Below are 16317 nucleotides of genomic sequence, written 5' to 3' on the forward strand. Positions count from 1 at the left end.
TGAAAAACCCCCGGCATCCGGGGGTTTTTGTATGTGGAAATCCGCAGATGGTCCCCCCTTTTCCTGGGGTGGAAGCCCAATATCTATACCGTTTTCTTTCGTCCGGTGGTCCCCTGCTTCTGTTGTAACCGCTCTCTATTCAAAGTCCGTGCAGGGCGGGCTGGGTTTTAGGTGTAGAGAGACAGGGAAATAAAGAAAAATGTAGAAGGAAATGGAGAGGGCTGGATAACAGAATCCAGTCGTAAACATTACTTTTGTTAGAAGGAGTGGAAGAATGAAAGTTTCTTATCATGGACATGCCGTAGTCAAAGTGGAAGCCAATGGCAAAACGATCCTGTTTGATCCATTCATTTCAGATAATGGGAACACGGATTTGAATGCGGATCAGGTAAAGGCGGATGTGATTCTGCTTACACACGGACATAACGATCACGTGGGGGATACATTTGAAATTGCCAAACGTACCGATGCGCAGATTGTGGCCCCATATGAACTGGCTACCTATCTCGGAAACAAAGGATTCAATGCTCATCCGATGCATATCGGCGGCGGGCATGAATTTGATTTCGGTCATGTCAAGTTTACCCAGGCTTTTCATGGTTCGGCTTATACAGAAGAAGACGGAACCATTGTCTATACCGGGATGCCGACAGGGATACTTCTGACCATTGATGGCAAAACAGTTTTCCACGCCGGAGATACCGGGTTGTTTTCTGATATGAAACTGATTGGCGAACGCAATGATATTGATCTGGCTTTCCTTCCTATTGGCGACAATTTTACGATGGGACCGGAAGATGCCTTAACAGCAGCAGAATGGCTGCAGGCGAAACAGGTGGTGCCGGTTCACTATAACACCTTCGATCTCATCAACCAGGATGGAGAAGGGTTTGCCTCTCAGGTAAAACCCGGAACGGGACGTGCCCTTCAGCCGGGAGATGTCATAGAACTATAAGGAGTTGGAATAAGCGGCGGGCCTTTGAGGTTCCGCCGCTTATTTTTTGAGAAGAATGGACGTAGAGGTCTGAACAGAGGGAGCAGTTTTTTTGGAAGAAATTGCAGAACATCTGTATCAGTTGTATAATAACAATTAAGAGAAATATGACTAGTACAGATAGAAAGTTTGGTGGGTGAATGGCTACAAAACATGAACAGATCCTGGAACATATCGAGTCCTTATCCGTAGGAAGCAAAATATCCGTACGCGGGATTGCAAAAGCGCTGAATGTCAGTGAAGGAACGGCCTACCGTGCTATTAAGGAAGCGGAAAACCAGCATCTTGTCAGTACGATGGAACGTGTGGGTACCATCCGGATTGAAAAGAAGAAAAAAGAAAATATCGAACGTTTGACCTTCGCCGAGATCGTCAACGTTGTCGATGGACAGGTGCTTGGCGGCAGGGAAGGACTTTACAAGACGCTTGGAAAGTTTGTCATCGGGGCTATGAAACTGGAAGCGATGATGCGCTATACAGAAGCGGGTTCCCTCCTCATTGTCGGAAACCGGACGAACGCCCATGAACTTGCGGTAAAAGAGGGAGCGGCCGTTTTAGTAACGGGAGGATTTGATACAACGGATACCGTAAAAAAACTGGCGGACGAAAAGAAACTCCCTGTCATTTCCACGAGTTATGATACATTTACGGTAGCGACCATGATCAATAGAGCCATATACGATCAGCTGATTAAAAAGGAAATCGTGCTGGTGGATGATATTTATACATCTTTTGAGAATTCGAGGTTTCTCTCTACAGGAGATACCGTTCAGCGCTGGCACGATTTAAATGATGAAACAAAGCACAGCCGCTATCCTGTCGTTGATGAACAGAACCGTGTGGTCGGAATTGTAACTTCCAAGGATGTTATTGGACAGGAAAAAACGGTAAGGATCGATAAGGTGATGACCCGTAATCCGATGACAGCTCATACGACAACGTCGCTGGCCAATGCGGCGCATGTGATGGTGTGGGAAGGGATCGAACTAATGCCTGTCGTTGACACGAGTCACAAATTCCAGGGGATCATTTCCCGTCAGGATGTGTTGAAGGCGCTGCAGCATATTCAACGTCAGCCGCAGGTAGGGGAAACGATTGATGATCTGGCTACCAACCGCATGGTCATGGTAGAGAGTGATCAGGAGCCCCGGAGGTGGAGTACGAGGGTGACACCGCAGATGACCAACCAGCTTGGGACGATGTCTTATGGTGTGTTTGTTTCTCTGATCACAGAGGCATCAAGCCGGATGCTGCGGAAGTATAAAAAAGGGGATCTGGTCGTCGAAAATATTTCCGTCTACTTTATCAAGCCGGTGCAGATTGAAAGTGATATAGAAATCAGTCCGCAGATTTTAGAAGTCGGACGTAAATTTGCGAAGGTGGACATTGAAGTTCACCACGGGAAAGCCATTGTCGGGAAAGCTCTCCTTATGGCGCAGTTGATCGACCGATAAAAAAAGCCGCTGTCCGGGCAGCGGCTTCGTGCCACATTCAAGTCTGGGAATGGGCCTCCTGTTTTTTGTATTCCTGCTGATAGTGGCGGCTCGCTTTCCATCCAAGCCGTGCCTGGGCAGCCCCCAGAATCAGGAACACCAGCCCGACAAACAAGGAGAGCCTTGTCTGATAGAATACATATTGATTAATCGCAAAGAAAAACACGAATCCACCGAGAAAAATCTTAGACCTGCTGTTCAAGTACTCCTGTGTGAGTGGATCGCGGGCCCGGATGACCATCACTTTGTAATAAATGTAAAGGACAAGGGAAACTAAAATGAGAATCGGAAAAATAATCAAGGTTAATCGACTCCTGATCGTTAAGAATTCCTTATCATTGTAGCTTGTTTTTTTGGAAAAGGCTACCTGTGCCTGGAATTCTTAAAGCAGATGTCAGGAAAAAATAAGAGGAGGCTTCAACTCATGTCTACACAAGCCATTATACAATCCATTAAAGAATATTCGACCATCATCATCCATCGTCACATCCGTCCGGATCCGGACGCCTATGGTTCGCAGGCCGGGCTTGCCGAAATCATTAAAGCAAGCTTTCCGGACAAACAGGTGTATCTTGCGGGAGAAGGGGAGCCTTCACTGGCTTTTCTTGCCGAAATGGACGATATTGAGGATGATACGTTCAAGGAAGCTCTGGTAATTGTCTGTGACACCGCCAATCAGGCCCGGATTGATGATCAAAGATTTGCCTCCGGAAATCAGCTGGTGAAAATCGACCACCACCCTGACGTCGACCAGTACGGGGATGTTCAATGGGTGGATACGACATCCAGCTCCACATCGGAAATGATCTACCATTTATATAAGGAAGGGATCGAGGCAGGATTTAAGATGAATGAACGTTCTGCACGACTGTTGTATGCAGGAATCGTAGGCGATACCGGGCGTTTTCTTTTTCCGAGCACAACGAACAAAACGCTCTCATACGCGGCTGATTTAGTTCATTACGATTTTGATCGATCTTCCCTGTTTAATGAAATGTACAAAACCCCTGTCCATGTCGCCAGATTGAAAGGATACGTGCTGGAGAATTTCACACTTCATCCTGCCGGGTATTCGACCATTCGTCTGGATAAGGAAACGTTGGAGCGTTTTGGTGTGACTGCGACAGAAACAAGCCAGCTGGTGGGTCTGCTCGGAGATATTGAGGGAATTCTTGCGTGGGCGTTCTTTGTGGAAGAAGAGGATAATATCCGCGTCCGCCTGCGTTCGAAAGGTCCGGTGATCAATGGAGTGGCTGCTGATCATAATGGCGGTGGACACCCGATGGCCTCCGGAGCTTCTGCTTCAGACTGGGCGGAAACAGAGGAAATTGCTGGAGAATTGGAGGAGGTCTGTAAAGCTTATCAAAAGGAGGAGGGGTAAGCGTGCGTGCTGCGGGCACGGCATCCGCTTATTTAGAACCGTTTCCCTTTTGTACAGCAGAATAAGAATGTGGAGAGCATTCTTCCACACAAGAGTCCATGATCTTAAGGGTGACAATGCCATTAAAAAAGCTGCCGAGAATCTTCTCGGCAGCTTTATTTTTGGAATAGGCTTCAAAATACGGGCTCCTCTGGAAAGGGAATGAAGAAACTGGAAAAACACGGCGTTTCCGGCATATGGACGAACAGGTGGAAGTGTGAGCCTTCGTTTCTTACCGCACCAGCTTTATTTCAAGTCTCAAGGTAATGATTTCGGATATGATCAGCTGGTTGACTTTTAATTGGTAGGTAAAATCATCCACCACATAGTTTTTGCTTTCAAGGGAAGTTAAAATCAAGTCCGTCTGCTCTGCAACGACCTGCACACGCTTGCCCGGCAGGGAGGAGAGCTGATCTTTCGCCATAGACGTCAGCTGATGCTGGGTAAGCAGATCAACTTCAAGCTTTTTGGCATTGGTGTACGAGACGTCCATTTCGCTTACCGTCAACGGTGCGGTGTCCATATCCTTGTTTTTATTGTTCAGGAGCCCTTCATACTTCACTTCCAATTCATGCAGTTCTGTCGTTAATGCAATATGTTCTTCCGTATATTTCTGCTGCAGCTGTCCGTGGGTGTAAAGAAAAAAAAGCCAGCCGGCAATGGTACCTAACAGGACACCAGCGAAAAAGCGTCTCCATTCCCTGCTTCTATGGTAAGGAGGAAAGTGCATGCATCAGGTCACCTCTTCTCCGAGCAGCCACTCAAACAGGAGAAGGGCTGCCTTCACCCCGCCCATAGCCGCGACGATAATGACGATCTGCTTGAACATATCAAAAGTAGAGCCGTCCAGGATTCCTTTTTCAAAGTTGCTGATGGCATCAAAGGTTCCGCCTATGGCTGCTACAACGGCCCAGATTCTTAAACTTTTGGCGATACGGAACATGGCGGTCAGCGGAGCTTCTCCGGTTAAGTAACTGCCAATACATCCAATGAGGGTCCCGCCTACAATAACTCCAAAAGCGATAAAGAAACATTGGATCATGGATACGATTAAACGGTCTTCCATCTTGTCCCTCTTTCCGCCTGGAAAATGTGTTTCTATTTAAACGGATATTCTTTTTCCTGTGGTTTTATGCAGAGGGCTTTATTCCCTGTTCAATAGTAGCTATAATTTACACATGAAAGAAGGTGTACGAAATGACTTTCACCCATTTAAACGTCCGCAGCGGCTATAGTCTGATGAAGAGTACGGTGAAGATTAACGATTTGGTCAGTGAAGCGAAAGGCCGCGGATTCCAGTCGATCGCTTTAACGGATGAGAACACGTTGAGCGGGGCGCTGGCGTTTTATCAGGAGTGCCGGGCCCACGGCATCCAACCGATTATCGGTATATCCACAACTATAGAAGATCGTTCTCTTCTCCATCCGGTACTGCTTCTTGCAGAAAATCAGACGGGATATAAAAATCTGATGAAAGCAGCTACGTGGGCGAACACAAAAGACGAGCCGTTGAGTCTTGAAACGTTTGCCGGCATGAGCGATGGACTGATTGTCGTTCATAAGACATCGGCCTCGCCGTGGGCAGAGCCTATAGCCGGACGGATGTTTGAGCACATGGAAGACGGGTTGAACCGTTGGAAGGACGCAGTGAAGAAAAGGAATTTTTACTTAAGTATTCAAGATCTGGACCTTCATTCTGAACGGCAGCTGCACACCCCTTTACGGGAATGGACGGATGAGAAGGGGCTGCAGGTAACGGCAGTCGGGGATGTCCGCTATATAAGGAAAGAGGAAGCGGACGCCTATCACTGCTTAAGAGCAGTGGAGGAAGGGACACGTTTTACACCTGATCATGCTCACGGTCCTTATTACTTGAAAAGTGCGGAGGAAATGGAGGCCTTTTTCGGAGAATGGTGGCCGGAAGTCCTCGAAACGACAGGGCACATTGCAGAGCGCTGTCAATGGGATATGAACCTGAACCAGCAGCTTCTTCCTACATATCCGGCGCCTGAAGGAAAGAGCGCCGCTGTTTATCTGCGTGAGCTCTGTGAACAAGCCCTCCATGAAAAATATGAAGGAAAGGCGGAAGCTTTCCAGCGCCTGAATCATGAGTTGAGCGTAATTGAATCCATGGAATTCAGTGATTACTTCTTAATTGTCTGGGACTTTATCGCGTTTGCCCGGGAAAAGGGCATCAATGCTGGTCCGGGCCGGGGGTCGGCCGCAGGATCAATCGTTGCTTATCTGCTTGAAATCACGAAGGTGGACCCGCTCGAATATCAACTGCTTTTTGAACGGTTTTTAAATCCGGAACGTATTACGATGCCGGATATCGATATCGACTTTCCTGACCAGCGGAGGGATGAGGTCATTTCCTACGTTGCTGAAAAATACGGCAGGCAGCATGCAGCTCAGATCAGCACGTTCGGTACCTTCGCTGCCAAAAGTGTACTCAGGGAATTATTCAAGGTTCTCCATATTGATGAAAGTGATGCCTCTTATATTCTTCATCAGCTGCCGAAGCAGACGAATCAATCGCTCGTAGAGATCGTCCGTCATTCGGAGGAACTGAAAGATTATATTAGAAACTCGGAAAAACTGAAGCATCTATTCAAGATTGCGGCCAAACTGGAAGGCCTTCCACGTCATATTTCCACACATGCGGCAGGGGTAGTCCTTTCCGAACAGCCGCTGATGGAATATACCCCCTTGATGAAAAGTCAGGGAGATGTATATTTAACCCAGCTCACGATGGGGGATCTGGAAAAGATCGGCCTTCTGAAAATTGATTTTCTAGGACTGCGTAACTTAACCTTTATGGAAAATCTGGAGCGTAAAATTCAAAGGACAGAAAGCCGTTCCTTCTCTCTTGACCACATTCCATTGAATGATCCGGAAACCTTTTCCCTGCTTTCAAAAGGAAAAACCAATGGAGTCTTCCAGCTGGAGTCGCAGGGAATGAAGCAGGTTTTGACGAAGCTGAAGCCGACCCACTTTGAAGATGTGGTGGCTGTCAACGCTCTTTACCGGCCGGGCCCGATGGAATATATCGATACGTATGTGAAGAGGAAGAATCAAAACGAAGCTTTCAATCTTCCGCACCCGGATTTAAAGGAGATTTTGAGTCCAACGTATGGTGTGCTCGTCTATCAGGAGCAGATTATGCAGGTGGCAGGGCTTATAGCAGGCTATTCATTAGGACAGGCGGACATGCTCCGAAGAGCGGTTAGTAAAAAACAGGGCGGAGTTTTGGAGAGTGAAAGGAAAGCGTTTGTAACAGGAGCTTTGGAAAACGACTATTCCGAGCAGGTGGCGGAGCAGCTGTTTGACTGGATAGTCAAGTTCTCAAATTACGGATTTAACCGGAGCCATGCGGTCGCCTATAGTTTGATTTCTTATCAGCTGGCTTTTATGAAAGCTCATTACCCCTCGGCCTTTATGGCAGAGCTCATCAACGCTAATCTTGGCGATCGCGAGAAACTGGCAGCTTACATCCGGGAAGCGAGAGACATGCGCGTGAATGTGAAGGCTCCCTCTATTAATAAAAGCGGGACGACCGCCCGGGGATCCCGAAATGAGATCATTATGGGTTTTCTTTCCATCAAAGGCGTGGGATATCAAGCGGCTAAAGCCATTGTGGAAGGACGCGGGCAGCAGCCCTTCCGGCATTTGAATGATTTCTGTCTGCGTGTGGATACGAAAATCGTTTCACGCAAAGTGATCGAGGGTCTAATTATAGCCGGGGCGTTTGATGACCTTCATCCTAATCGTGCGAGTGCCCTCGCCACGATTGATCAAGCCCTCGAGCAGGGGGAGTTATTCAAGGAGTTTCAGGATCAGCCCGGTTTTTTTGATCAGGAAATGGTCATGGATATGGTGGACGTTGATCCATTCCCCCTTCTCAAGAATCTGGCGATGGAAAAAGAAGTCCTTGGCACGTACTTGTCCGATCATCCTCTGGAAAGTCAGCGTAAAGGCCTCAGGCGCATAGGCGTCCTGGCTCTTTCACAGCTGTACCGAATGAAAATGAATAACAAAGTCGATACAGCTGCGGTCGTAGACAGCATTCGGGAAATCCGAACAAAACGCGGGGACCCGATGGCCTTTTTATCCTTAAGTGATGAAACTGCCGAAGTGGATGCCGTCATCTTTCCGGATACGTACAGGGACGTTAAAGTGTGGCTGGCAGAGCAGATGCTTGTCACAGCCTCAGGAAAAGTCGAAGAAAGAAACGGAAGGAAACAGCTGATTATTCAGTCTCTGGATCCTTTTGAAATGGAACAGGACCGCCGGGGAGAAGAGCAGGAGGAGCGCCGGCTGTTCATTAAAGTGACAGAAGAGAATGAGAATGAAGCGATTCAGCAGTTGAAGGAAACAGCGCAGTATTTCCCGGGGAATACCCCTGTTTTCCTGTTCCGGTCTGAAGATCGGAAAACCTACCGGCTGGACGAAAGCTACGGGCTGCAGCCGACAAGAGACTGTCTGGATCAATTGAATGACTTTTTCGGCGAGAAGCATGTGGCATTAAGGAGCAATCGGAAGAAGACGGAAAATTAAAAACTAAGTCCATATTTTTGAAAATCTTTACACGACCTTTTCATCTGTTATAATTAAAGAGTTACTGGTGGTCAGACCACCTGGGTCGGTTCAATCATTCATTCATTTAAAGGAGCGTGTTGTTGTGTCAAATCTGCGAGACGAAGCATTGCATATACACCGAGTGAACAAAGGGAAGCTGGAAACTCATTCTAAAGTACCCGTCCGGAATGCGAAGGATCTAAGTCTTGCCTACTCCCCTGGAGTGGCTGAGCCATGTAAGGAAATCTATGACCATAAAGAGACGGTCTATGACTATACAATGAAGGGCAACATGGTGGCGGTTGTCAGCGACGGCTCTGCGGTACTCGGACTTGGGAATATCGGCCCCGAGGCTGCTCTTCCAGTCATGGAGGGGAAAGCCGCCTTGTTCAAAAGCTTTGCAGGCGTCGACGCTTTTCCTATCTGCCTGAACACAAGAGAAGTCGATCAGATTGTGAATACGGTGAAGCTGATGGAGCCTACCTTTGGGGGCGTAAACCTGGAAGATATCGCTGCACCAAACTGCTTTATTATTGAAGATCGTTTGAAAAAAGAAACGAATATCCCTATCTTCCACGATGATCAGCACGGAACCGCTATCGTAACTGTCGCAGGTCTGATGAACGCTTTGAAGTTGACTGGAAAATCATGGTCGGACATTAAAGTAGTGGCCAATGGAGCAGGAGCAGCAGGGATCGCTATTATTAAATTACTTTACCATTTCGGTGTACGTGATATTATTATGTGTGATTCCAAAGGAGCTATTTTTGAAGGCCGCGACTATGGAATGAATGATGTCAAAGATGAAATCGCTAAAATTACGAACAAAGACCGGGTCGAAGGAGCTCTTGAAGAGGTCATGGAGGATGCCGACGTCTTTATCGGTGTATCGGTTGGAGGGCTGTTGTCCAAGGAGACCGTTGCCCGTATGAAAGATGATTCCATCATATTTGCTATGGCCAATCCGGAGCCGGAAATCATGCCCGAGGATGCGAAGGAAGCAGGAGCCCGGGTGATCGGTACAGGCCGATCTGATTTCCCCAACCAGGTCAACAACGTTCTGGCTTTTCCTGGAATCTTCAGAGGAGCGCTTGATGTACGCGCGACACGAATCAATGAAAAAATGAAAATCGCAGCCGCCGAGGCCATTGCTTCACTTGTAAGTGAAGACGAATTGAGTGAGGATTATGTTATTCCTGCTCCATTTGATCCGCGCGTAGCGCCGGCTGTAGCGGCAAGCGTTGCCAAGGCCGCAATGGAGTCAGGGGTGGCTCGTCATCATGTCGATCCTGAAGAAGTAGCAGAAAAGACGAGACAGCTTACTTTAATTGATGAAGAATAACTGCCGGAAAAGGGGAAAGGGATCTTTCCCTTTACATATGGCCGTAGGATGAAGCGCGAAAGAGGTGTTCGGATACGTTGACTAAACCAAATGGGAAGGTATACGAAGGGGTTTTATACCAATTGAAGGTTTACATCGAGGAGAATCAATTGAGCCCCGGCGATAAGCTGCCTTCTGAATGCGAACTCAGCGAACAGCTCGGTGTAGGGAGGTCATCCATCCGTGAGGCGTTCCGGGCCATGGAACTGCTTGGCCTGATAGAAACCCGCCGCGGGGAAGGCACGTACATGAGATCCTACCGCCCTTATCATATGGTTGAACTGCTGTCGAACTTCCTGTTAACCGAAAAAAGGACGAAAAAGGAACTTTTGACAGCTATGCAGATGATAGAAAAAGAAGTATTGATGATTCTGCAGCACAAGCTGGACAGCCACCAGCTCCGCCGTCTAAAAGACATCATAGAAGGATATGTTGGTAAGGAACGTCATTACCATGTGTTTGAATATCTTTCTTCCACATCTGAGCAGGAGCTGCTTTTTTCCATGTGGCAGTTTATTGCCGGATTTACCAATACCGTTCATAATGTGCACTATGATAAAAGCTGGTATGAGTCCGTCGCAGAAACTCTTCAGAAGGGAGATACGATGGATATCATACAGCTCTATCGTTGAAAATGATGTCGAAACAATGACGACAAATTCAGTGATATTACGCAAAGTACTTTTTGTATATTGAATAGAAAGGAAGCTTTGTCCCAAAGGAGGAATCACCTTGCTTAGAGACTTTTTCAGCAAGAAAAAAAGGTATGCATCCATACCAAGCCAGGAAGCCAAACAGGATGTCCCGGAAGGGTTGATGCAGAAATGCCCCGAGTGTCAAAAAATCTTCTACCGTAAAGAGTTAAATCGGAATATGAATGTCTGTCCATACTGTGACCATCATCACCGCCTCAACGCCTATGAGCGGATTGAGCACCTATTCGATGAGGGGACGTTTACAGAGTGGGATAAACATATGATTTCAAGTAACCCGCTCGGCTTTCCAGATTACGAAGAGAAATTGGAAAAAGACCGGTTGAAATCCGATCTGAATGAAGCGGTAGTAACTGGTAAAGCTCAAATGAACGGCCTTGAGGCAGCAGTCGCTGTGATGGATGCCCGGTTCAGAATGGGGAGTATGGGATCCGTCGTCGGTGAAAAAATAACGAATGCTATTGAACAGGCCCGCAAGGAAGGGATTCCTTTTATCATCTTTACGGCATCCGGCGGCGCCCGCATGCAGGAGGGGGTTCTCAGTCTGATGCAGATGGGGAAAACCTCTGTGGCGCTGCAGCGTCTTCACGCGGATGGAGGCTTATTTATTTCTGTCATGACTCACCCGACGACAGGTGGTGTATCCGCCAGTTTCGCTTCCCTTGGTGATTATAACTTTGCAGAACCTAAAGCATTGATTGGTTTTGCGGGACGAAGAATAATTGAACAGACCATCCGGGAAAAGCTGCCGGATGATTTTCAGACGGCCGAATTTCTCTTGGAGCATGGCCAGCTGGACCGGGTTGTCCACCGCCATGAACTGAGAGAAACACTGACCACTGTTCTGGATCTTCACGCAGTAGGAGGAAGCCGGTTATGAAACACGTGCTAGAATTTGAAAAACCAGTCATCGAACTAAGAGAAAAGATTGTAGATTTGAAACAGCTTACAGACAGTAGTGAAATGGATCTGAGTGATGAGATCGCGAAGCTGGAAAAACGTCTGGAAAAACTGGAAACGGATGTCTATGACCGCATGGCCCCTTGGGACAGGGTACAAATGGCCCGCCATCCGGAACGACCGACGACGCTTGATTATATCGAGCACTTATTTACAGGGTTCCTTGAGCTTCACGGTGACCGTACATTTGGTGATGATGCAGCGATCGTTTCCGGTATTGCCAAGTTTAATGAACAGCCGGTCACAGTCATCGGCCACCAGCGGGGGAAAGATACGAAAGAAAATATCCGCCGGAACTTCGGCATGCCTCATCCGGAAGGGTACCGCAAAGCTCTTCGATTAATGAAGCAGGCGGAAAAGTTCAAACGCCCGATTATCACATTCATTGATACGAAGGGAGCCTATCCGGGAAAAGCCGCAGAAGAACGCGGCCAGAGTGAGGCGATCGCCCGGAACTTGATGGAGATGGCAGGACTAACAGTGCCCATCATCTGTATCGTGATCGGTGAAGGAGGAAGCGGTGGAGCTCTGGGGCTCGGCATTGGTGATAAAATTTTCATGCTGGAAAACTCCACGTATTCCGTCATATCCCCTGAAGGTGCTTCATCCATTTTATGGAAGGATGCAGGTCTTGCCCAGGAAGCCGCGGAATCCATGAAGATTACATCCTATGACTTAAAGAAATTGAACGTCATTGATGGTGTCATCCCTGAAGTGAGAGGTGGAGCCCACCGGGATGTAGGGAAACAGGCAGAGGAAATCAGACAGGTGCTGACCGATTCCCTGAATGAACTTCATACCTTAAATCACGATCAACTGTTGGAAAACCGCTTTGAAAAATATAAAAACATTGGCGATTACTCGTATCTTGATTTATAATGATAGGGTTGAAATATAAAGGTCCGTTATGAAAGGTCGCACATCACGTGCGGCTTTTCTCATCTTCGCAGGATGGTAACGTTATCACAGGAAAAGAATAGTCCGGCTGCGTAAAAAAGGGTAGACTGTAAAGGGAGTCCTATGAGATCAGGAAGACTGAGGTTTCAATTCATCTTTAGTTGGAAACAACATAAATAGATTACTTTTGAGGTGATGAGAATGAAAAAAATTGGAGTACTTACGAGTGGCGGAGACGCTCCAGGCATGAACGCGGCGATCCGTTCAGTTGTCAGGAAAGCCATCTATCATAACATCGAAGTGTACGGTATTAAATACGGATACCAGGGGTTAATTGATGGGGACATCGAAAAAATGGAGCTGGGATCCGTGGGTGACATCATTCAACGCGGAGGGACCAAGCTTTATTCTGCCCGCTGTGAAGAGTTCAAAACCGAAGAAGGTCAGCTGAAAGGGATTGAACAATTAAAAAAACATGGCATTGAAGGCTTGATAGCTGTCGGTGGTGATGGTACCTTTATGGGGGCTAAGAAACTTACGGAAAAAGGCTACCCATGTATCGGTGTACCAGGAACCATAGATAATGACATTCCTGGAACTGATTTCACAATTGGATTTGATACAGCATTGAATACCATCATTGACGCGATTGACAAAATCCGTGACACGGCGACATCCCATGAGCGTACGTTCATTATCGAAGTGATGGGCCGCGACGCAGGGGATCTTGCCTTGTGGGCCGGACTGGCGGATGGTGCGGAAAGTATCATGATCCCGGAAGCGGAAGATGAGCTTGAAGATATTATCGACCGTCTTCGCAGAGGACATGAACGCGGCAAAAAACACAGCATCATTATTGTTGCTGAAGGCGTCTGCACCGGAGGCGAACTGGCACGCCGTATTGATGAAGCTGCCGGCCTTGAATCCCGTGTGACTGTACTGGGACACACACAGCGTGGAGGATCCCCGAGTGCTTCAGACAGAGTTCTTGCAAGCCGCTTAGGTGCTTATGCCGTCGATCTGCTCATCGAAGGTAAAGCCGGCCGCATGGTTGGTATACAATCGAACAAACTGGTGGACCATGACATTGTAGAGATTTTAAACGCGAAGCATACGCTTGATCTTGATATGTATCGTCTTTCCAAAGAACTATCTATATAAACGTAAGAGGCAATAGAGGAGGAAATAATATGTTTAGAAAAACAAAAATCGTCAGCACGATTGGACCAGCGTCTGAATCCGTAGAGAAGCTGACACAGCTTATTGAATCAGGGATGAACGTCGCCCGCCTGAACTTTTCACACGGTGACTTCGATGAACACGGAGCGCGTATTACAAACATCCGTGAAGCTTCAAAGGCTGTCGGGAAGACCGTAGCGATTCTTCTTGATACCAAAGGTCCTGAAATTCGTACCGGTTCTCTGAAGGGCGGAGAGTGCTACCTTGAAAAAGGCTCAACAGCTTATGTATCCATGAAAGATATCGAAGGTGATGCAGAGCGCTTCTCTGTGACTTATTCCGGCCTGATCAACGACGTACACCCAGGATCCAAAATCCTTCTTGATGACGGACTTGTAGAACTTCAGGTGGAAGAAGTGGACAAGGAAAATGAAGAAATCAAAACGACGGTTCTGAACAATGGACCATTGAAGAACAAAAAAGGGGTCAACGTTCCAAATGTGAGCGTCAACCTGCCTGGTATTACAGATAAAGATGCCAAGGATATCGAGTTCGGTATTGAGCAGGGTGTTGATTTCATCGCTGCATCTTTCGTGCGCCGCGCGTCTGATGTTCTTGAAATCAAAGAACTTCTTGAAAAACATAATGCCAACCACATTCAAATCATTCCAAAAATCGAGAACCAGGAAGGTGTCGACAACATCGACGAAATTCTTGAAGTCAGTGATGGATTGATGGTTGCCCGTGGTGACCTTGGTGTTGAAATTCCAGCAGAAGATGTACCTCTTGTACAGAAGCAGTTGATCCGCAAATGCAACAAAGCCGGCAAGCCGGTTATTACAGCCACACAAATGCTCGATTCCATGCAGCGCAACCCACGCCCGACGCGTGCGGAAGCTTCTGACGTAGCCAATGCCATTTTTGATGGCACCGATGCGATCATGCTTTCCGGTGAAACAGCTGCTGGTGACTATCCGGTGGAAGCTGTTCAGACGATGCATAATATTGCTTCCAAAACAGAAACAGGCTTGAACCACGTATCCCTGTTGCAGGACCGCTCCAAGCATAGTGATATGACGATTACGGACGCGATCAGCCAGTCTGTTACCCACACAGCGATCAACCTGGATGCAGCAGCCATCGTTACGCCGACAGAAAGCGGACATACCGCCCGTATGATTTCCAAGTATCGTCCAAAAGCCCCTATCGTAGCGATTACGTCTGACGAAGAAGTAAACCGCAAGCTTTCTCTAGTATGGGGTGTTTATGCAGTGATGGGACCTCGTGCTTACTCCACGGATGACATGCTTGATGTTGCCGTTGAACGCAGCCTTGCTTCAGGTCTTGCTGACCGCGGTGACCGTGTGATCATTACAGGAGGCGTACCTGTCGGAGAGAGCGGTACAACCAACCTGATGAAAGTTCACGTCATCGGTGATGTTTTAGTCAAAGGCCAGGGTGTCGGCCAGAAGAGCGCGTTTGGTCGTGCGATTGTCGCTAAAGATGCCCAGGATGCCATTAACCGTGTAGATGACGGCGATATTATCGTTACACACGGAACAGACCGTGACATGATGCCGGCGATCGAAAAAGCTGCTGGTATCGTTACATTGGAAGGCGGCCTGACTTCCCACGCAGCAGTTGTCGGCCTCAGCCTTGGTATTCCGGTTATCGTCGGTGTACCAAACGCTCTTGAACTGATCAAGGATGGTTCTGATCTTACCATCGACAGTTCCCGTGGTGACATTTATGAAGGGCATGCGAGTGTCCTGTAATGAATAGAAGGAAAGGCAGAGATTTTAATCTCTGCCTTTTTAGTCTGTAGAAAACGTTCGTCCCAGCCAATTAGAGTTGTCCGTTTGTCGTGTGGAGAGGGCACGTTCCGCTTATCGGCGGATGCTTGCCGCGGGCACGGCCTCAGCTAATTTAGTCAAGAAACCATTTGACCAAATGGATCTTCGGCTCGCGCTGTTCCCGCAGGCGTCACCACCGAACGCTCCTCGTGCCGGTGTCTGTGGGAAAACAGCTTACGCTATGATAAAAGAGAAAGGTGAGCATAGCTCCTTCGCCGTTTCAAAAGAACAGTACAGGCTGCGTTACTCCCGCTTGCGTGGGAAAGGTCCTATCCATGACCAAGTGTGGATGCCCGCTCCTTTGGAGTCACTAGAAAAAAGGTTTCTCTTCAAGCTTGAAAGGCAGAGATGTTTATCTCTGCCTTTTATTTTTACCTTACTGCTTGAAACAGGTATAATGGAGGAAAGGAAAAGAAGGGAAGATGCTATGTTTCGCTGGTTATTCATCCTCATATTGATCATACCTGCACTGGAGATCGGTCTGCTGATCGGAGCGGGAAATGTCATCGGTCCATGGTGGGTCATTCTGCTGATCATCAGTACAGGAGCGCTGGGAGCCTGGCTTGCGAAAAAACAAGGACTGGAAACCATTCAGAATGTCCAGTTATCGATGCAGCAGGGACGTATGCCTCAGGACGCCTTGTTGGATGGAGCTTGTATCCTTGTCGGGGGAGCTGTCCTGTTGACACCCGGGTTTATTACAGATGCGGCAGGGTTTATCCTTCTTCTGCCCATCACGAGAACACCTTTGAAAGCAGTGGTGAAACGAGCCATCCAGAAAGCCATGGATAAAGGAACCGTGACCATTTACAGAAAATGAGAAGACTCCATTTCCAAAGCGGAAATGGA

The 16317-nt window shown here is 47.7% G+C and carries 14 protein-coding genes; 11 read left to right on the forward strand and 3 right to left on the reverse strand.

Features of this window, described 5'->3' with window-relative positions:
• Window positions 1-274: 274 nt before the first annotated feature.
• Both GLV97_RS14255 and GLV97_RS14260 read left to right on the forward strand, forming a co-directional pair.
• Window positions 275-955 (forward strand): metal-dependent hydrolase, encoded by a 681-nt coding sequence (locus GLV97_RS14255; RefSeq protein ID WP_160836350.1) that lies wholly within the window; start codon window positions 275-277, stop codon window positions 953-955.
• A 179-nt stretch (window positions 956-1134) separates the two neighbouring features.
• The gene (locus tag GLV97_RS14260; RefSeq protein WP_160889930.1) at window positions 1135-2448 is read left to right on the forward strand and encodes a DRTGG domain-containing protein; all 1314 of its coding nucleotides are present in this window, start codon (window positions 1135-1137) and stop codon (window positions 2446-2448) included.
• Between the two features lie 37 nt (window positions 2449-2485).
• Here GLV97_RS14260 and GLV97_RS14265 read toward each other — a convergent pair whose 3' ends face one another.
• Window positions 2486-2788 carry a YtpI family protein gene (locus GLV97_RS14265; protein WP_160836348.1) on the reverse strand — a complete coding sequence of 101 codons (303 nt, stop codon included), beginning with the start codon at window positions 2786-2788 and terminating at the stop codon, window positions 2486-2488.
• Between the two features lie 123 nt (window positions 2789-2911).
• Between GLV97_RS14265 and GLV97_RS14270 the strand changes: the two genes are divergently transcribed.
• Entirely contained in the window at window positions 2912-3868 is a 957-nt protein-coding gene (locus GLV97_RS14270) for a DHH family phosphoesterase (protein WP_160889931.1), read from the forward strand.
• Between the two features lie 271 nt (window positions 3869-4139).
• Here GLV97_RS14270 and ytrI read toward each other — a convergent pair whose 3' ends face one another.
• Together ytrI and GLV97_RS14280 are read right to left on the reverse strand one after the other, a co-directional pair.
• Complete coding sequence (gene ytrI / locus GLV97_RS14275) at window positions 4140-4637, reverse strand: sporulation membrane protein YtrI (protein ID WP_160889932.1); 498 nt, start codon at window positions 4635-4637, stop codon at window positions 4140-4142.
• A 3-nt stretch (window positions 4638-4640) separates the two neighbouring features.
• Window positions 4641-4973: a YtrH family sporulation protein gene (locus GLV97_RS14280; RefSeq protein WP_160836345.1), complete on the reverse strand. Its 333-nt coding sequence runs from the start codon at window positions 4971-4973 to the stop codon at window positions 4641-4643.
• A gap of 131 nt (window positions 4974-5104) precedes the next feature.
• Here GLV97_RS14280 and dnaE point away from each other — a divergent pair, with 131 nt between their 5' ends.
• The 8 genes from dnaE to GLV97_RS14320 all read left to right on the forward strand — a co-directional run bounded on the left by dnaE (window position 5105) and on the right by GLV97_RS14320 (window position 16288).
• Entirely contained in the window at window positions 5105-8464 is a 3360-nt protein-coding gene (gene dnaE / locus GLV97_RS14285; RefSeq protein WP_160889933.1) for a DNA polymerase III subunit alpha, read from the forward strand.
• Window positions 8465-8588: 124 nt separating this feature from the next.
• Complete coding sequence (locus tag GLV97_RS14290; protein ID WP_160836343.1) at window positions 8589-9827, forward strand: malic enzyme-like NAD(P)-binding protein; 1239 nt, start codon at window positions 8589-8591, stop codon at window positions 9825-9827.
• Window positions 9828-9904: 77 nt separating this feature from the next.
• Window positions 9905-10498, forward strand: coding sequence for a FadR/GntR family transcriptional regulator (locus GLV97_RS14295; protein WP_160889934.1), 594 nt, complete (start codon window positions 9905-9907; stop codon window positions 10496-10498).
• Between the two features lie 100 nt (window positions 10499-10598).
• Window positions 10599-11459: an acetyl-CoA carboxylase, carboxyltransferase subunit beta gene (gene accD, locus GLV97_RS14300; protein ID WP_160836341.1), complete on the forward strand. Its 861-nt coding sequence runs from the start codon at window positions 10599-10601 to the stop codon at window positions 11457-11459.
• Window positions 11456-12418 (forward strand): acetyl-CoA carboxylase carboxyltransferase subunit alpha, encoded by a 963-nt coding sequence (locus GLV97_RS14305; protein WP_160836340.1) that lies wholly within the window; start codon window positions 11456-11458, stop codon window positions 12416-12418. The genes accD and GLV97_RS14305 overlap by 4 nt, the downstream gene beginning before the upstream one ends.
• Window positions 12419-12637: 219 nt before the next feature.
• A complete protein-coding gene (pfkA, locus tag GLV97_RS14310) occupies window positions 12638-13597 on the forward strand; it encodes a 6-phosphofructokinase (RefSeq protein WP_160836339.1) in 960 nt (319 codons plus the stop codon).
• Between the two features lie 29 nt (window positions 13598-13626).
• On the forward strand, window positions 13627-15390 hold the full coding sequence (gene pyk / locus GLV97_RS14315) for a pyruvate kinase (RefSeq protein ID WP_160836338.1): 1764 nt from the start codon (window positions 13627-13629) through the stop codon (window positions 15388-15390).
• Between the two features lie 505 nt (window positions 15391-15895).
• Window positions 15896-16288: an FxsA family protein gene (locus GLV97_RS14320; RefSeq protein WP_160836337.1), complete on the forward strand. Its 393-nt coding sequence runs from the start codon at window positions 15896-15898 to the stop codon at window positions 16286-16288.
• The last annotated feature ends 29 nt before the right edge of the window (window positions 16289-16317 follow it).

The organism is Halobacillus litoralis (assembly GCF_009856355.1).
GTDB classification, from domain to species: Bacteria; Bacillota; Bacilli; order Bacillales; family Halobacillaceae; genus Halobacillus; species Halobacillus litoralis_B.

Bases quoted from the DNA above. Each gene is read 5' to 3' on its own strand.
- GLV97_RS14280 (WP_160836345.1), bottom strand. From the start codon at position 4,973: ATGGAAGACCGTTTAATCGTATCCATGATCCAATGTTTCTTTATCGCT.
- GLV97_RS14305 (WP_160836340.1), top strand. From the start codon at position 11,456: ATGAAACACGTGCTAGAATTTGAAAAACCAGTCATCGAACTAAGAGAA.
- GLV97_RS14260 (WP_160889930.1), top strand. From the start codon at position 1,135: ATGGCTACAAAACATGAACAGATCCTGGAACATATCGAGTCCTTATCC.
- pfkA (WP_160836339.1), top strand. From the start codon at position 12,638: ATGAAAAAAATTGGAGTACTTACGAGTGGCGGAGACGCTCCAGGCATG.
- dnaE (WP_160889933.1), top strand. From the start codon at position 5,105: ATGACTTTCACCCATTTAAACGTCCGCAGCGGCTATAGTCTGATGAAG.
- GLV97_RS14255 (WP_160836350.1), top strand. From the start codon at position 275: ATGAAAGTTTCTTATCATGGACATGCCGTAGTCAAAGTGGAAGCCAAT.
- ytrI (WP_160889932.1), bottom strand. From the start codon at position 4,637: ATGCACTTTCCTCCTTACCATAGAAGCAGGGAATGGAGACGCTTTTTC.
- GLV97_RS14320 (WP_160836337.1), top strand. From the start codon at position 15,896: ATGTTTCGCTGGTTATTCATCCTCATATTGATCATACCTGCACTGGAG.
- GLV97_RS14270 (WP_160889931.1), top strand. From the start codon at position 2,912: ATGTCTACACAAGCCATTATACAATCCATTAAAGAATATTCGACCATC.
- pyk (WP_160836338.1), top strand. From the start codon at position 13,627: ATGTTTAGAAAAACAAAAATCGTCAGCACGATTGGACCAGCGTCTGAA.